15 protein-coding genes are annotated in these 14,521 nt (G+C 44.8%); 3 read left to right on the forward strand and 12 right to left on the reverse strand.

All coding sequences use genetic code 11. From position 1 onward, the window contains the following. The first annotated feature begins 87 nt into the window (after positions 1 to 87). Positions 88 to 846: an osmolarity response regulator transcription factor OmpR gene (gene ompR / locus IE130_RS06450; protein ID WP_025651114.1), complete on the forward strand. Its 759-nt coding sequence runs from the start codon at positions 88 to 90 to the stop codon at positions 844 to 846. 55 nt (positions 847 to 901) lie between these two features. Next, on the forward strand, positions 902 to 2,107 hold the full coding sequence (locus tag IE130_RS06455; protein WP_189583423.1) for a CobW family GTP-binding protein: 1,206 nt from the start codon (positions 902 to 904) through the stop codon (positions 2,105 to 2,107). Positions 2,108 to 2,212: 105 nt separating this feature from the next. On the opposite strand, the gene IE130_RS06460 is transcribed toward IE130_RS06455, so the two are convergent. The 4 genes from IE130_RS06460 to ubiG all read right to left on the reverse strand — a co-directional run bounded on the left by IE130_RS06460 (position 2,213) and on the right by ubiG (position 5,293). After that, the gene (locus IE130_RS06460) at positions 2,213 to 2,479 is read right to left on the reverse strand and encodes a DksA/TraR family C4-type zinc finger protein (RefSeq protein WP_189583427.1); all 267 of its coding nucleotides are present in this window, start codon (positions 2,477 to 2,479) and stop codon (positions 2,213 to 2,215) included. A gap of 151 nt (positions 2,480 to 2,630) precedes the next feature. Beyond that, positions 2,631 to 3,404 carry a YciK family oxidoreductase gene (locus tag IE130_RS06465; RefSeq protein ID WP_189584113.1) on the reverse strand — a complete coding sequence of 258 codons (774 nt, stop codon included), beginning with the start codon at positions 3,402 to 3,404 and terminating at the stop codon, positions 2,631 to 2,633. Positions 3,405 to 3,629: 225 nt separating this feature from the next. After that, on the reverse strand, positions 3,630 to 4,340 hold the full coding sequence (locus tag IE130_RS06470; protein WP_189583430.1) for an HAD family hydrolase: 711 nt from the start codon (positions 4,338 to 4,340) through the stop codon (positions 3,630 to 3,632). Positions 4,341 to 4,411: 71 nt separating this feature from the next. After that, entirely contained in the window at positions 4,412 to 5,293 is an 882-nt protein-coding gene (gene ubiG / locus IE130_RS06475) for a bifunctional 2-polyprenyl-6-hydroxyphenol methylase/3-demethylubiquinol 3-O-methyltransferase UbiG (RefSeq protein ID WP_189583433.1), read from the reverse strand. 425 nt (positions 5,294 to 5,718) lie between these two features. On the opposite strand from ubiG, the gene IE130_RS06480 reads away from it, so the two are divergent. Then, entirely contained in the window at positions 5,719 to 6,339 is a 621-nt protein-coding gene (locus tag IE130_RS06480; RefSeq protein WP_189583436.1) for a thiol:disulfide interchange protein DsbA/DsbL, read from the forward strand. Positions 6,340 to 6,522: 183 nt separating this feature from the next. Here IE130_RS06480 and yjgA read toward each other — a convergent pair whose 3' ends face one another. From yjgA to mazG, 8 genes are all read right to left on the reverse strand, one after another. Continuing rightward, on the reverse strand, positions 6,523 to 7,035 hold the full coding sequence (gene yjgA, locus IE130_RS06485; protein ID WP_010200860.1) for a ribosome biogenesis factor YjgA: 513 nt from the start codon (positions 7,033 to 7,035) through the stop codon (positions 6,523 to 6,525). A 210-nt stretch (positions 7,036 to 7,245) separates the two neighbouring features. After that, positions 7,246 to 8,205, reverse strand: coding sequence for an RNase adapter RapZ (rapZ, locus tag IE130_RS06490; RefSeq protein WP_189583439.1), 960 nt, complete (start codon positions 8,203 to 8,205; stop codon positions 7,246 to 7,248). 50 nt (positions 8,206 to 8,255) lie between these two features. After that, on the reverse strand, positions 8,256 to 9,176 hold the full coding sequence (gene panC, locus IE130_RS06495; RefSeq protein WP_189583442.1) for a pantoate--beta-alanine ligase: 921 nt from the start codon (positions 9,174 to 9,176) through the stop codon (positions 8,256 to 8,258). A 63-nt stretch (positions 9,177 to 9,239) separates the two neighbouring features. Beyond that, a complete protein-coding gene (panB, locus tag IE130_RS06500) occupies positions 9,240 to 10,040 on the reverse strand; it encodes a 3-methyl-2-oxobutanoate hydroxymethyltransferase (protein ID WP_189583444.1) in 801 nt (266 codons plus the stop codon). Between the two features lie 76 nt (positions 10,041 to 10,116). Further along, positions 10,117 to 10,647, reverse strand: a complete 531-nt coding sequence (gene folK / locus IE130_RS06505; protein WP_189583447.1) for a 2-amino-4-hydroxy-6-hydroxymethyldihydropteridine diphosphokinase — start codon at positions 10,645 to 10,647, stop codon at positions 10,117 to 10,119. Then, positions 10,640 to 12,955: a polynucleotide adenylyltransferase PcnB gene (gene pcnB, locus IE130_RS06510; RefSeq protein WP_189583451.1), complete on the reverse strand. Its 2,316-nt coding sequence runs from the start codon at positions 12,953 to 12,955 to the stop codon at positions 10,640 to 10,642. Before pcnB ends, folK begins: the two co-directional genes overlap by 8 nt. A 166-nt stretch (positions 12,956 to 13,121) precedes the next feature. Continuing rightward, positions 13,122 to 13,496, reverse strand: a complete 375-nt coding sequence (locus IE130_RS06515; protein ID WP_189583454.1) for a ComEA family DNA-binding protein — start codon at positions 13,494 to 13,496, stop codon at positions 13,122 to 13,124. Further along, positions 13,493 to 14,359, reverse strand: a complete 867-nt coding sequence (mazG, locus tag IE130_RS06520; RefSeq protein WP_189583457.1) for a nucleoside triphosphate pyrophosphohydrolase — start codon at positions 14,357 to 14,359, stop codon at positions 13,493 to 13,495. Before mazG ends, IE130_RS06515 begins: the two co-directional genes overlap by 4 nt. Positions 14,360 to 14,521 lie beyond the last annotated feature (162 nt).

Genomic DNA, 14,521 nt, shown 5'->3' on the forward strand with positions numbered 1-14,521 from the left:
CTATAATAAATGGCTCAACCATAAAATAACGACAGTGTTTTTGCTGATAATTTCTACTAATAATAATTTTTATAAGAGGATGCCTGTATGCCTGATAATAACAGCCCCGATACTTTGACTCAGCGTATCTTAGTGGTCGATGATGATGCCCGTCTGCGTTCTTTATTACAACGCTTCCTAGAAGATGATGGCTTCGTCGTTCGTACTGCCCATGATGGCAGTCAAATGGACAAGTTGATGCAACGTGAGCTTTTTTCTTTGGTGGTATTGGACTTGATGCTACCGGGTGAAGATGGCATTAGTATTTGTAAGCGTCTGCGTGAAGACAATGGCGATATTCCAATCATCATGCTAACTGCAAAAGGCGGTGATGCTGATCGTATCGCTGGTCTTGAAGCGGGTGCAGATGATTATCTACCTAAGCCCTTTAACCCAAAAGAGCTGCTTGCTCGTATCAAAGCGGTACTGCGTCGTCAAAATCGCGAGCTGCCGGGTGCGCCAAGTCATCAGCTTGAAGTGGTTGAGTTTGGACCTTGGACACTTGATTTATCGACTCGTACGCTCAAACGTGATGGCAATGTCGTTACCTTAACGACTGGTGAATTTTCAGTACTAAAAGCTTTGGTTCAGCATCCCCGTGAGCCGTTAACTCGCGATAAGCTGATGAATCTAGCCCGTGGTCGTGAATGGGGTGCGATGGAGCGTTCTATCGATGTACAAGTCTCACGTCTGCGCCGCCTCATTGAGGACAATCCTTCGCAAGCCCGCTATATTCAAACCGTTTGGGGCGTAGGCTACGTGTTCGTTCCTGACGAAGCCGAAGTTGAAACGGCAAAAAGTGAATAGTATTTACTTTATAATTGCTGCTTTATAACCACTTACGACGATGGTTTAGACAACAATGGCTTTGACCACATCTACTATGATTCAAAACATACCCTGCACTTTGGTGACAGGGTTTTTGGGCGCGGGTAAAACCACCGTCATCAACCAGCTACTCTCTAGCAAGCCTACCGATGAGCGCTGGGCGCTATTGATTAACGAGTTTGGGCGTATTGGCATTGATGGTGCGCTGCTAGCAAGTGCGCAAGACGAAAATGCTGATGCAGGTAACATTGCCATTCGTGAAGTCAGTGGTGGCTGTATTTGTTGTACCAGTCAACTGCCCCTACAAATTGCGATTACTCGCCTGCTTAGTGACCATCGTCCGCAGCGTCTTATTATCGAACCCACTGGATTGGCACATCCGCGCGAGTTGATACAACAATTGAGCGCGCCACATTGGCAGACAGCGCTCAATATGCAGGCCGTGATTACGGTGCTAAGCGGCGTGCAATGGCAACAACAAAAGTATCGCTCGCACGATGGTTTTCAAGCGCATGTCCGTGATGCTGATGTCTTAGTGATCAATCGCTATACGCAACTGGATGCAGATGAACTCAAGGCTTTACAAGAGTGGATAGCAATGCTCAATGCTGAGGTGGCTGTCATCTGGACAGAGTCTCTCTCTCGAACCGAAGATAATAGCTCAAATAATACAACTACTTTGAATACCCCCTCATCAACGCTGATAGCACAGCTGACCAAACCAAGCCATACCATCTCTCAGCAACGCGCTACCGATAAAACCAAGCCTAATCAGATTCGTACTTCTTTAAAGCCATTTACTAGCTTGATGTCTAACCGAGCTACAGAGAACGACCAAAGTCTTGAAGACATAGAGGCAGATACCGATCTACCCTACCGCTATCATGAGCAACAACAAGATGTGCTGCTAGGTGGCTGGTGCTTGCCTGCACATTATGTGTTTAATGCTGATGGTCTACAAGAATGGCTGTTAAGACTGCCTAACTGGCAACGTATTAAAGGCTTGGTTAACACCTCTGATGGTTGGTTAAAGATTAATTTTACGCCTGACAGTTTGACTATCACCACGGCGAGCGCCCAAATTGATAGCCGACTAGAGGTGATTTTGCAGTCAGTTATAGATAACGGTGTAGTGTCTAACAAAGCAGAAGTAGAGAATACACTACCGTCATTATCTTCACTAGATTGGCAGGCTTGCGACAATGAGCTGATGGCGCTGGTGATTGAAGACACGCCCTAGTTACCTATAAAAAGACTCCCTTTTAAAAATACTACGCTCAAAAAAAAGACCAACGCTACTAAGTAAAATAGTAGTGTTGGTCTTTTTTTAATTAACTTGTACTAATTAACGCAATTGACTGTCTTTACTGCCGCGACGATTAAACAGTTCAGCCGCTCTCGCCTCTTGCTCAAGCTCGGTTTGACAGCCGACGCAGTGCTGCACACCCGGCACGGCGATACGACGCACTTCTGGAATCGGGTTGCCACACTCATCACAAAATTCCGCACTCTTACCCGTTGGTTGCGCACGCCTCGCGCGCTCAAGCGCATCATTGACCGTCGCATCCATTTGTTCGTGCTCGGCACCATCTTTTGACCAGCCACCTGCCATAATCTTATCCTTTTTGTCTATTATTATTAATATCTTATAAGATAAAAGTCTTTAAGAACAGATAGATGGGGCTTTCTAATCCTAATTACAACCCGCCAGCGACTGTAAAAAACATATATGATGCTATGGTTTTTACAGTAATCTTTCTCTGCTAATCTTTTGGTTGTAAATCTACCACTTGTCCACGTATTCCAATACTGGCGTCACTCATCAAACAAACATAGCCCGCCATAATGTCGTCAGGTGTCTTAAGAGACATTGGGTTTTCACCCGGATAAGCGTGAGCGCGCATATTGGTACGAGTGCCACTAGGATTGATACAGTTAAAACGCAGATTCGTCGTATTTTGCGTCTCTTGAGTAAAGATATCACTCATCCCTTCGACGGCTTGCTTGGAGAGCGCATAAGCACCCCAAAATGCGCGAGGATGCGTACCGACCGTGCTAGAAGTAAAGACAATGGAGCCATGATTCGCATCTTTTAGCAGCGGTAACAACGCTTGGGTGAGCATAAAAGTCGCCGTAAAATTGACCTTCATTACTTGATCAAAAGTATCAATGTCATACATCTCAAGCGGCGTCAATTGTCCGAGCATACCAGCGTTGTGTAATATACCATCAAGCTGACCCACTTCTTTGTCGATAAGCCTTTCTAACTTCTGCATATCTGCATAGGTTGCACCTTCTAAATTCATCGGTAGCATGGCTGGCTGCTTGCCACCCAAGCTCTCAATTTCATCATAGACATATTCAAGTTTGCTACTCGTGCGACCCAATAGCAGCACCGTGGCACCATAACGGGCATAGGTTAGAGCCGCGACGCGTCCAATGCCATCGCCTGCACCTGTTACCAAGACAGTCTTACCATCTAAACAGTCAACAGATGGCACAAACTGACGGATATCGTCGTGCGTTAAAGGTTGCATAGCATTTCCCGTGGCTGCTTGATGGTTCTGCTCGGTCGCCGACTGCTTAATATTGTCGCTCATGGTATGACTCACTGCTTGTTATTTATTATTGAAGGTATTTAATTTCAAAATCATTTATTTTTAGAAGGACTTACTTAAAGGCAACTATTGCAGATGACATATTCATGAGTCATTTACTTATAGTTGATGTTCCTATCACGGCTCTACTGATGATTGGTTTGTTTATAGATATTCAAATTTACCTGAAGTAAGCAATAGCTTCTTCAACTGCTCAGGAGTGTCAGTAATATAGTCTGCGCCCCACTTCTTTAGGCTTTTTTGATCTTCAAGTGGAATATAGCCATAAGCGGCTAAAATCGTCGACATACCAGCGGCATTGCCAGCGTCAATATCACGTATATGATCGCCGACATAGAGAACACAGCCAGCAGCGCCGCGCGGTATACCGAGTTTCTCTAATGCCATATACATCGGCTCTGGATCAGGCTTGGAACGTGACACATCCTCAGGACAGACCAAGGCCGCACAGCGTTCATCTAACTGCATTTTTTGTAACAGTAGCTCTGCTAGATAGCGCGGCTTATTGGTGACAATACCCCAAGGTACGCCTTTTTTCTCAAGGGTGGTCAGCACTTCTTCTAATTCGCTAAACACACAGCTATCAATACAAATATCTGCGGCATAATCATCCAAAAACTGCTGACGAAAACCAAGTAAATCATCTTCGCTGACGCTGTCTTGTCCATTTTGATGCAGCATGAGCTTGACCATGGCTGACGCACCGGCAGAAACTTGCTCTCGAATAAGCGCTTCAGGCGGGGCTTGCCAATCGTTTTCGCGGCTCATTTTACCGATAATCCGTACGAAGTCAGCGGCAGTATCGATTAGCGTCCCATCAAGGTCAAATAAAACGGCTTTGACGAATTGGCTCATAAGGCATACTCTTTTAATTAGTGAGGTGTTTGGTGCGTTAACGATGGGACGATAAGCAATGACTTAAGCTATCAAGCCTTTGGCTTTTGTACGGCTATCATATAATTGACATCGACGTTTTGTGCCAGCCAGTAACGCTTGGTTATTGGGTTGTAATGTAGGCCAATGATATCTTGACGCGTAAACCCAGCCGTAACCGCCATCTTGTCCAGCTCAGCAGGCGTGATAAATTTGGCATAATCATGGGTGCCACGATCAAGCAAGCGCAATACATACTCGGCGCCAACGATAGCAAATAGATACGATTTGGGATTACGGTTGATCGTCGATAACACACACACACCGCCAGGCGCTAACAGCTCAAAACAAGCCTGCACAATCGAGCTTGGATCAGGCACATGCTCAAGCATTTCCATGCATGTCACCACATCGAACTGACCCGCATGGGTTTTTGCTAGCTGTTCTACTGGGATATGCTGATAGCGCAACGTCTTTTCTAAATTGCTTTGCTCGGCATGAAGCGTGGCCGCTTTTAGGTTTTCAGTCCCTAAGTCTATACCGGTCACATCAGCACCGCGACGTGCCATCGACTCAGACAATATACCGCCACCACAACCAACATCGAGCACTTTTTTGCCCGTCAGACCCATCTCAGCAGTCTTACTAGCGTTTGTACTATCATCGCTGTTTTGATAGCCGCGCTTAATATTTTCTTCTATCCAGTTCAGGCGGAGTGGATTGATTTCATGCAAAGTTGCAAACGCGCCAGTATTACTCCACCATTCGCTCGCCAGTTTATTGAATTTGTCGACTTCGCTAGGATCCACATTTATCGTGGTAGCCGTTGTACTATCAGCCACAGTATCATCTGTAACCGTATTATTAGTATCAGCATCATCGAAACGGCTGGTCGCTTGATCATTTACAGAAGGCGAAGATAAAGCTGCGCTCATAGCATTTTCCTTTAGAGTTATTATCGTATACAGTGCACGATTATATACTTAATATTAGCATGCGAGCGGCGGTTTTGTCGTGAGTACATCGTCACGGATTGTGAATGAGATTAGCAAATACTTGAACGTCATCATCACCGTGTGCTGTTTAATTTATAGTAACTGTTGCGTCAATGGCAGTTTCTATCTTTACCTAATTAAAGGTTTCACTTTTGAAACTCAGATAGTGATAAGTAAGATACCTTAAATAATAGCTCACAGGTTTACAACCGTTAGTTAAGAATCGGGTTCACAACCACACCTATTTTACGTTATTATAGTCGGTACTCTACTGTAGGTTGATTATACTCGACACTTTGTCATTTATACCTTCAAACCCATAGAAACTCCTAAAACTCTCAGTCTCTACCTCTCAAGGAAAAAGTATGAAACGTGTCATTACATTGACTGGTCTGGCTTTCGCCATTGGAATCGCCAGTATGGGCGCACAAGCAGCCGATTATGTCGCCGGAAAAGATTATCGCGTGCTAGACAATCCAGAAAAAATCACCGGTGATGCTATTATTGTGCGTGAATTCTTTTGGTATGGTTGCCCGCATTGTAACGCGCTTAATCCACATATGGAAAAATGGGCAAAAAACAAAGACAAAGATGTGGCATTCTTCAAAACGCCAGCAGCGCTTAACCCTGTTTGGGAAGCCAGTGCCCGTGGTTTTTATTCTGCTCAACTCCTAGGCTATGAAAGCAAAACCCATGATGCGTTATTTGATGCCATTCATAAAGATGGCAAAAAGCTGTTTGACCAAGCTTCATTAAGCAAATGGTATGCATCTCAAGGTGTTGATCAAAAGAAATTCAACAGCCTTTATAACTCATTTGCCGTTGGTACAAAAATTGGTCGCTCACAAGCAGGCGCCAAGCGTTATCAGCTATCGGGCGTACCAGCTGTTGTGGTACAAGGCAAGTACGTGGTAACGGGTGAAGACGCCAAAGTAGTTAAGGTTGTCGATTACTTAGTTGACAAAGTACGTGCTGAGAAAAAATAAACACAGGCATGTCTATGTTTATGACGTTAATTGTCTTTAATTAAACTGTATTAACGCCGCTAAAAAAGCCAATCACTCATGATTGGCTTTTTTATGTTTAGACTTCGATAAACTTTCTTTTTCGTCTATCTATTGGTATTTGTGCAGATAACCGTTGTAGCGCTATTAGTTGTTGTAGGACAACTATCCTTTTAAATCCGATAAAATTGTCACTTCGCGAATATAGCTGGCCAAATCTTCTTTAGACTCCATCATCAGCTCATCATCGTGCGTGTGCTTGGCGTATTCGATCCAAAGCAATAACTGATACAGACTGTTGCGCTCTGAAATTTTATACTGTTTGACAAACTGCTTTAGTGTGCCTTCATCATTGATATTTAGACGTTCGGACCAGCTTTCTATTTTAGAGACTTGTTCTTTTGGGAAAAAGGCATCGAATAAGGCTTTTACCAATTCATGGCGATTTTCTTCGCTGATCAATTTGCCTACTCGCTTGGTCTGTCTAATACGCGCAGTGGCACTGGTGATATCCGCAAGAGCCATCAACTCTGCCATAAAATAATCACTGGCTGGCAGGTTTTTCAGCTGTTTTTTCGACAAGCTGGCAAGTGGTATCGATAACTGTTGTAAGCGCTCATGGGATTTTTTGAGTTCTGTGCGCGAGACGCGCATATCATGTTCTGACCAGTCAATCATAAAAGCGTTCCAAAATAATGAATAATAAAAGTGCTAGGGCGTGTCCTCATTCTAAAAACGGCGATAAAAATAAGACAAATTGCAGTCAAACAAGAAAAATAGCGTAGATAATATCGAGATACTAACCAACTATTTGACGCTGTTTGGCAAAATTTAGCCATTTTTAGCCCATCAATTAAATTGAGGACATATTCTAATGTTTACCAATAACTACCAACGGTTTTTTTCACGATGTTTCGCCAACACTTTTATAGTGCTTGGCATCGCATCGGCAAGACGACGTTGTAAACTATTGGTGATAAATACTGAGCGGTGCTTGCCACCAGTGCAGCCAATTGCCACTGTCACGGTATGACGGTTATTGTGTAAAAAGTCAGGCAACCAACGGCTTAAAAACCTTTCGAGATCGTCGGTCATTTCAACCACTTCTGGATAATCTGCAAAAAATTTGCCGACCTCAGAGTCAAGACCAGTCAAGGCGCGCAGCTCAGATTTCCAGTGTGGGTTTGGCAAAATTCTAACATCAAATATAAAATCAGCATCAATTGGGCTGCCGTACTTAAAACCAAAAGACAGCAAATTAATGACAATTTGATTGTCAATACCGACATAGGCACGCAACGTGTCTTTGAGCTGATGGATATTAAGCATACTAGTATCAATTGTGATATCAGCGTGGCTGGCAATGGGCTCTAACAGCTCGACTTCTTTTTTGATCGCTGCTGGTAGATTGAAAGCGATATGCCTAGCATTATCACTGTCAACATCTTGTGACATCAATGGATGAACACGTCGCGTTGCATTAAAGCGTGCAACCAAGGTGCTTTCTTGCGCGGTCACATACACTACTTCAACAGCCTGCTTACCATAAGTCTGTTTTAGAATGTCATGGGTCGCAGCGAAATTAGATAAGTCAGCGCGCGGGGTACGAATATCGACACCAAGCGCGATGCGTTTGATACCACTATCGCTGACCAGCTTCTTAGCAGCGTCAGGCACCAATGACAACGGTAAATTATCGATAGAATAATAGCCTAAATCTTCTAGTATATTCAATACTGACGTTTTACCTGAGCCGGAACGCCCTGACACGACTAAAATACTCAGCCGCTCATCGTTCGTTACAGCCACCACTTCCCGTTCTGTTTGCTTACTGTTGTTTGCATCCATGATCCGTCATCCTAGTCCATTGCATCCAGCAAATTACTACGTCACAACGGCTAATGTACCGTCACTAATTGGTTGTCTAACAATCGTGCCCGCCCTAGCCAAGCAGCGACTAGAATCATTAAATGGCTACTTTTACCATTACCGTTTGCTTCACTACTATCAATAGTATCAATAGTCCCTAGCTGGTCAGTTTTTATTTCTAGATAGTCGATATTAAAGCCAGCATCGCTAATACGCTGATGCGTTTCTGCTAGTAATACGTCAAACCCTTGCATGCCCTGCTTATTACACGTTAACTGCTGTGCTAGTTTCTGTGCTAGGCGTTGCAGCTCCATATGAAGTACGGGAGCTGTTTTGCGCTCAGCGGCGCTCAAGTATTGATTGCGTGAAGACAGCGCCAAGCCGTCGGCAGCACGAACAATAGGTGCACCCACAATCTCAATGGGATAGCTCAAATCACGTACTAATTGTTTGATAATCGCTAATTGCTGGTAGTCTTTTTGTCCAAATACCGCCACATCAGGCTGCACGATATTGAATAATTTAGAGACGACGATACCAACACCATCAAAGTGACCAAGACGTGATTGACCACATAGTTGATTGGTAATGGCACCAGCAAGAACTGAAGTCGATGGTGGCAATACCGGGTACATCTCATCGACATTGGGTGCAAAAACATAATCTGCACCAACCGTTGCTAGCTTAGCGACATCTTCATCCAAGGTGCGTGGATAACTATCAAAGTCCTCTCCTTCTCCAAACTGGGTAGGATTGACAAAGATACTCACCACCACAATATCGGCATACTGCTTAGCAATGCTTACCAGCTCAAGATGACCTTCATGCAAATTGCCCATCGTTGGTACTAAAGCAATACGCTGAGCGTTATCTGGTTTATCATTTCTTTGACCACGATAAGGCTGTAGAGCGGCGCGCAACTCTGAAATCTGCTGATAAATGATTGGCATCGTTAAATATTCTTCTACTGATAATCGTAAAAACCAAAAGACTCGTTAAGACTGGCTAAAAAATTAGCTAAATTGGTGCTGCTCGGTTGGAAAACTGCCGTCGCGCACTGACTGCTGATAAAGGGCAAAGGCGCCTTCGATACTGTGCGTACTATTGCGCTCATCAGTTAGAAAGTCATGAACGAAGCGCGGTACTCGGCCATGAGCCATGCCCAGCATGTCATGCATGACCAAGACTTGACCATCCGTATCTGCGCCAGCGCCAATGCCGATCACTGGTACTGTAACCGCTTCCGTAACCGCTTTTGCAAGCTCAGCAGGTACGCATTCTAATACTAAAAGTGCGGCACCTGCGGCAACTACCGCTTTGGCATCAGCAAGCAACTTATCAGCTGCTGCGTCACCGCGACCTTGGATTTTATAACCGCCAAACACATTGACTGATTGCGGGGTCAAGCCAAGATGGACACAAGTGGGCGTACCTGCTTGCGCCAATGTAGTCACCAGTTCACAAAGCTCACTACCGCCTTCGATTTTAATCACATGCGCGCCAGCTTGCATCAATCGACGGCTGTTAGCGACCGCTTCTGGCAAGGTCACATAACTCATAAACGGCAAGTCGGACAATATCAGTGCGTATTTATTACTACGGGCAATATTGGCTGTATGATAAGCCATATCATCGACTGTTACGGGCAAGGTGGAATCATGGCCTTGTACCACCATACCCAAACTATCACCGATCAAAATGGTATCAATCTGCGCCTTGTCCATCATGCGTGCAAACATCGAGTCATAGCACGTTAAGCAAGTAAACTTGGTGCCGTCTTTTTTGAATTTATTTAAAGTAGATAACGTCGTCATATGACCCTCGATTAATCTTCAATGCCTTTAGTTATAAATACCTTTAACTATTATCGTGCCTATGATCCAAACTTTATCAGTCGCTTGATAATAATTTTAACCCTGTCCAATCTTTACTAGATGGATAATCATCTATCGATATACCATCAATGATGAGCGCTGAGGCTAACTCTCGCAGCGGTAACAAGACAAAATTACGCTCAAGCAGTCCAGCATGCGGTATGGTTAGCTGCGGCTCGGTAATTCGCGTGTCACCATATAACAAGATATCGACGTCCAGACTACGCTCACCCCAACGTCGTAAGCGTGCCCGCTTAGCCTGCTCTTCTAGCTGATGACAAAATGCGAGCAACTCAAAGGGGGGCAATATCGTCTTAAAACCAGCCACTGCATTAACGAAGTCAGGCTGATCTTGTGGCCCCATAGGCGCTGACGCATAAAATGAGGAAGCTCGAACCTCGCGTATTTGCTTATGCTCTCGCAACCCTGCAAGTGCTTGCTGCAAATGCTCTGTAGGTGAACCCAATTCATTGGTTAGATTGCTACCCAAGCCCACATAGCAGGTTACCCAATTAACATTATCCGCATCGTCAGCAATACTAGACATTATCAGTACTGGGCTGGCGACGGCGACGTTTCGATGGTACTGGGCCTTTATTGTCGCCCATTTTGTTGTCGCTCACTTGACTGGCAAACGATTTGCTATCAGCATTTTGACTGTTCTTAGTAGACCTAGCCTCTGCTGCTTTGGTTGGTTTTTTAGCTTTCGCAGATACAGTCGCTTTATTAGCTTCTGTCTTATTCCCTGCCGTCTTCGATGCTGCAGGTTCTACAGTTTTTTTAGCTTTACCGGTAGACTGAGCTGCTGGCTTAGGTGCTTTTTTGGTGTACTTCGATTCAGTTTTATCGGCGTTATTAGCAGCTACTTGCTTCTCGGTGCTGTCAGCAAGATTAGTATTGTCTACACTTGGCTGACGGCGACGGCGTTTATGCGGTATCGGCTCATTGTTCATAGTGACGAGCGCAGGCGTTCTTGCTACCGAACGGGTAGGATAGGCATTAGCAGCAGGTGACGTAACCTCTGGCTGTTTATCCTTAGGCTGCTGGGCGCTATTTGAGCGATCAGCGTTACTATCAGCCTTGCTATCAGCTTTTGCATTCTGATTGTGTCCATTTTTATCAGCCGATGCATTCTCAGTAGCTGACTTTTTCTGCACAGGCTCTGGACGTTGCTTAGGCTTATCAGCAGGTGATAGCTGCTTTTGTAATGGCGGCACGACGTTTGCGTGCTCGATGACAAACAATGGCGCAGGTTTAGAGTGATGGCGTTTATTTGCAGTTTGGCTGCTGGTATTATTAGCAAGAGACAACTGCTGTAGCTGAGCAAGCTCATTACTGTCTTGTTTTACCTGCTGCGAGTCATGATTTTTATCTTTATTACCACTAAACTGCTTGGCTGGAGTAGATTGGCTAGCAGCGCGGCGACGGCGTGAGGGGATATTTGACAAATCATTTACCACGGCTTTTTCATGACCATTTTTCTCAGTACTGTGATTTTCAGTGCTGCCATTGGCTTTGCTACGCTTAGTGTTGTTTTGATTAGACATCGATTCATCCACTATATTTGACTCTGGCTTTTGGCGATTACGTCCGCGCCCTCGCTGCCCTTTCTTATAGGCACCGCGACGAATATTTTCATCGAAATCATCAATCGCTTGCTCTTGCTCTTGTTCAGGCAAGGTTTGATACGTCTGCCACCAGTCGCCCATATCGTTGGTCGATTCGGATAGCGGATGCTCAGCATCACCGCACTGTTCGCGCAATAGTAAAAAGTCAAAGCCCGCACGGAAGCGTGGGTGCTCAGAGAGCTGGACGATTTGTTTACTACGCGGAGCCGCTAGTTTTGGCTGCAATATCCAAATATCACGGATAAACTGCTCTGCAAATTTAGGAATAGCGGTCTTGATGCGTTGACGATCGATGACTTTACCAGCCGCATGCATCTGCGCTTCAGCAAATGGCATGTTGCGCTTTTTGGCTTTTTCTAACTGATGCAGGTAATTTTCCCATAGTATGGCTGCGTAGAAAAATGCTGGGTTGATACTTTTGCCTGCCGCAATACGTTTATCCGTATTGATAGCCACTTGTTTTACTAAAGGACTAGGCTCAGATGGCGGATAAATAATTAAGCTATCAATCGCACCCGATTCAAACAATAACGGTAGCAATGGCACCAGATAGCCACCCGTAAACATTTTCTGCGTTTCATCATAGAGACGATGCGGTGATATTTGCTCAAGCAGCGCCCAATTACCATCATGAAATTGCTCAGACAATGCCTCATCAAACTCAAAACCGAGCTTGGCTTTAAAACGTAACGCCCGTAATAAGCGTACTGGATCTTCTTCAATACGAACCGGCGCATGACCTAACAGACGAATGATTCTATTATCAATGTCTTCAAGCGCACCGCAAAAATCATGAACCACACCTTTAAGTGGCTGATAATAAAGCGCATTGATCGAAAAATCACGACGAGAGAAATCTTGCTGGATATCGCCCCAAACATTATCACGCAGGATCATACCATCTTGATTGGTGGTGCCACTGCTGGTGGGCGGACCACGAAAGGTAGCGACCTCAATCAGCTCACGGCCTGAATATACGTGCGCCAACTGAAAGCGGCGACCGATAATACGGCAGCGCTTGCCAAAGACGTCTTTAATCTCATGCGGCTTGGCGTCAGTGACAGCATCAAAGTCTTTTGGACGCAGACCCAATAAGGTATCGCGCACGCCGCCACCGACGATATAGGCGTCAAACCCAGCTCGGGTCAAGGTGGCAATTACTTCAGTAATGGAATTGGGTAATTCAGATTTATTCAGTTCTAACTGCTTGGCGGCACGCTCGGCCATGCATCTACTCCTCGCCGGTATTCTTTAACCACCCCTGACGAACACAGCGTTTATCAGGCGGATGTACTCACTAGTTTAACAAATTTTGCGCGCGCTGGGTGCGTTATGACATGTACTTACGTGCTATTTTGTCAATATTAGGGTTAATTAATGCAAAACACGGCCATTAATCCTGCACACTTAAACGTCTTCGATTTTTCTCAACCGTTTTTGCACCGATACCTTTGACCTTTACTAACTCATCTACTGTCTTGAAACCACCGAACATTTCACGATATAAAATAATCGCTTGGGCTTTGCTACTACCAATACCATTTAGTGAAACCAGCTCGCCTTCGCTGGCACGATTGATATTCACGGTATATTGCTCACGCGCTTGAGTGTTGGCATTTTCTTGCGATAAGAGATAATCATAAGCCCTTTGAGGATTATCAAAACAGGGTGCAGCATTAGCATTATTAAGCATCAGAATAGCCAAAACATAACCTAAAATAGCAGTCTTGACTAAACTGGTAAACGAGACTTTAGAATGAGCGTTCATGACGATCGTTCATATCGTTTCGCCGCTTCCCATAATGCATCCATTTCTGTTATGTCGCTGTCTTCTAAACGCTTGCCAGCTGCCGCCAGTTGCGCTTCAATATAGCCAAAACGTGACTTAAATTTATGCACACAAGTAAGGGTCGCTGCTTCTGCATCAAGGTTTAATTTACGCGCGACATTGACTAAGGCAAACATACAATCGCCCAGCTCCTTTTCAACCTCTCTGATATTTGTTTTGACCTCAGTTTTAGACTTATCCGTCAGCTCATTTTTTAGCTCGGCAATCTCTTCATCCAGCTTATCCACTGCCCCTGCAATACCTTCCCAATCAAACCCTAGCTTTGATGCTTGCTTTTGTACATCTTGTGCTTGCATCAGCGCACTACCCGCTTTGGTATTGTCTAGACGACGTTTGGGTTTACCGCGTGCCTCACGCGCTTGCTGCTCTTCCATTTTAATCTCATCCCAACGAGCTTTTACCGCTGCGTCATCTTTGAGTGTTTCAGCTTCAAACACATGTGGGTGACGACGAATGAGCTTTTCTTGTAAAGTAGCGATAACATCGCTCATATCAAAGCGATCTTGCTCGGCATACATCTGACAATGGAAAACAACTTGCAGCAGCACATCACCAAGCTCGCCTTTGATATCCTCATCGTCATTACTTTGTACCGCTTCGCCTAGCTCATAAGCTTCTTCGATGGCATACGGAATCAAGCTATGATTGGTTTGCTTTTTGTCCCACGGACAGTCAACACGTAGCCGTACCATCAAAGCCAATAAATCGTCTAATTCACCACTGACAGTTGGCGTTCCTTGTACTGGTGCAGGCGCTGCTATTTTTTTGTCTTGATTGCTCATGAGGGATACTCTTACACTTTCGTTTGTTATTAGATATAGTCAGGTCAATATAAAAAAGAGACAGCGTGACTGGTATAAATTTTTCGTAGCCCCTGTCTGCGTAGGCACAGCAAGCAAGAAAAGTTTGTGCCAGTCACGCATCATAATGTCGTGTACCCATTT

It is taken from the genome of Psychrobacter glaciei (assembly GCF_014652895.1).
Classification (GTDB): domain Bacteria; phylum Pseudomonadota; class Gammaproteobacteria; order Pseudomonadales; family Moraxellaceae; genus Psychrobacter; species Psychrobacter glaciei.

Excerpts from the sequence above, each read along its gene's own strand:
- ompR (WP_025651114.1), top strand. The coding sequence starts at position 88 with ATGCCTGATAATAACAGCCCCGATACTTTGACTCAGCGTATCTTAGTG.
- IE130_RS06455 (WP_189583423.1), top strand. The coding sequence starts at position 902 with ATGGCTTTGACCACATCTACTATGATTCAAAACATACCCTGCACTTTG.
- IE130_RS06460 (WP_189583427.1), bottom strand. The coding sequence starts at position 2,479 with ATGGCAGGTGGCTGGTCAAAAGATGGTGCCGAGCACGAACAAATGGAT.
- IE130_RS06465 (WP_189584113.1), bottom strand. The coding sequence starts at position 3,404 with ATGCAACCTTTAACGCACGACGATATCCGTCAGTTTGTGCCATCTGTT.
- IE130_RS06470 (WP_189583430.1), bottom strand. The coding sequence starts at position 4,340 with ATGAGCCAATTCGTCAAAGCCGTTTTATTTGACCTTGATGGGACGCTA.
- ubiG (WP_189583433.1), bottom strand. The coding sequence starts at position 5,293 with ATGAGCGCAGCTTTATCTTCGCCTTCTGTAAATGATCAAGCGACCAGC.
- IE130_RS06480 (WP_189583436.1), top strand. The coding sequence starts at position 5,719 with ATGAAACGTGTCATTACATTGACTGGTCTGGCTTTCGCCATTGGAATC.
- yjgA (WP_010200860.1), bottom strand. The coding sequence starts at position 7,035 with ATGATTGACTGGTCAGAACATGATATGCGCGTCTCGCGCACAGAACTC.
- rapZ (WP_189583439.1), bottom strand. The coding sequence starts at position 8,205 with ATGGATGCAAACAACAGTAAGCAAACAGAACGGGAAGTGGTGGCTGTA.
- panC (WP_189583442.1), bottom strand. The coding sequence starts at position 9,176 with ATGCCAATCATTTATCAGCAGATTTCAGAGTTGCGCGCCGCTCTACAG.
- panB (WP_189583444.1), bottom strand. The coding sequence starts at position 10,040 with ATGACGACGTTATCTACTTTAAATAAATTCAAAAAAGACGGCACCAAG.
- folK (WP_189583447.1), bottom strand. The coding sequence starts at position 10,647 with ATGTCTAGTATTGCTGACGATGCGGATAATGTTAATTGGGTAACCTGC.
- pcnB (WP_189583451.1), bottom strand. The coding sequence starts at position 12,955 with ATGGCCGAGCGTGCCGCCAAGCAGTTAGAACTGAATAAATCTGAATTA.
- IE130_RS06515 (WP_189583454.1), bottom strand. The coding sequence starts at position 13,496 with ATGAACGCTCATTCTAAAGTCTCGTTTACCAGTTTAGTCAAGACTGCT.
- mazG (WP_189583457.1), bottom strand. The coding sequence starts at position 14,359 with ATGAGCAATCAAGACAAAAAAATAGCAGCGCCTGCACCAGTACAAGGA.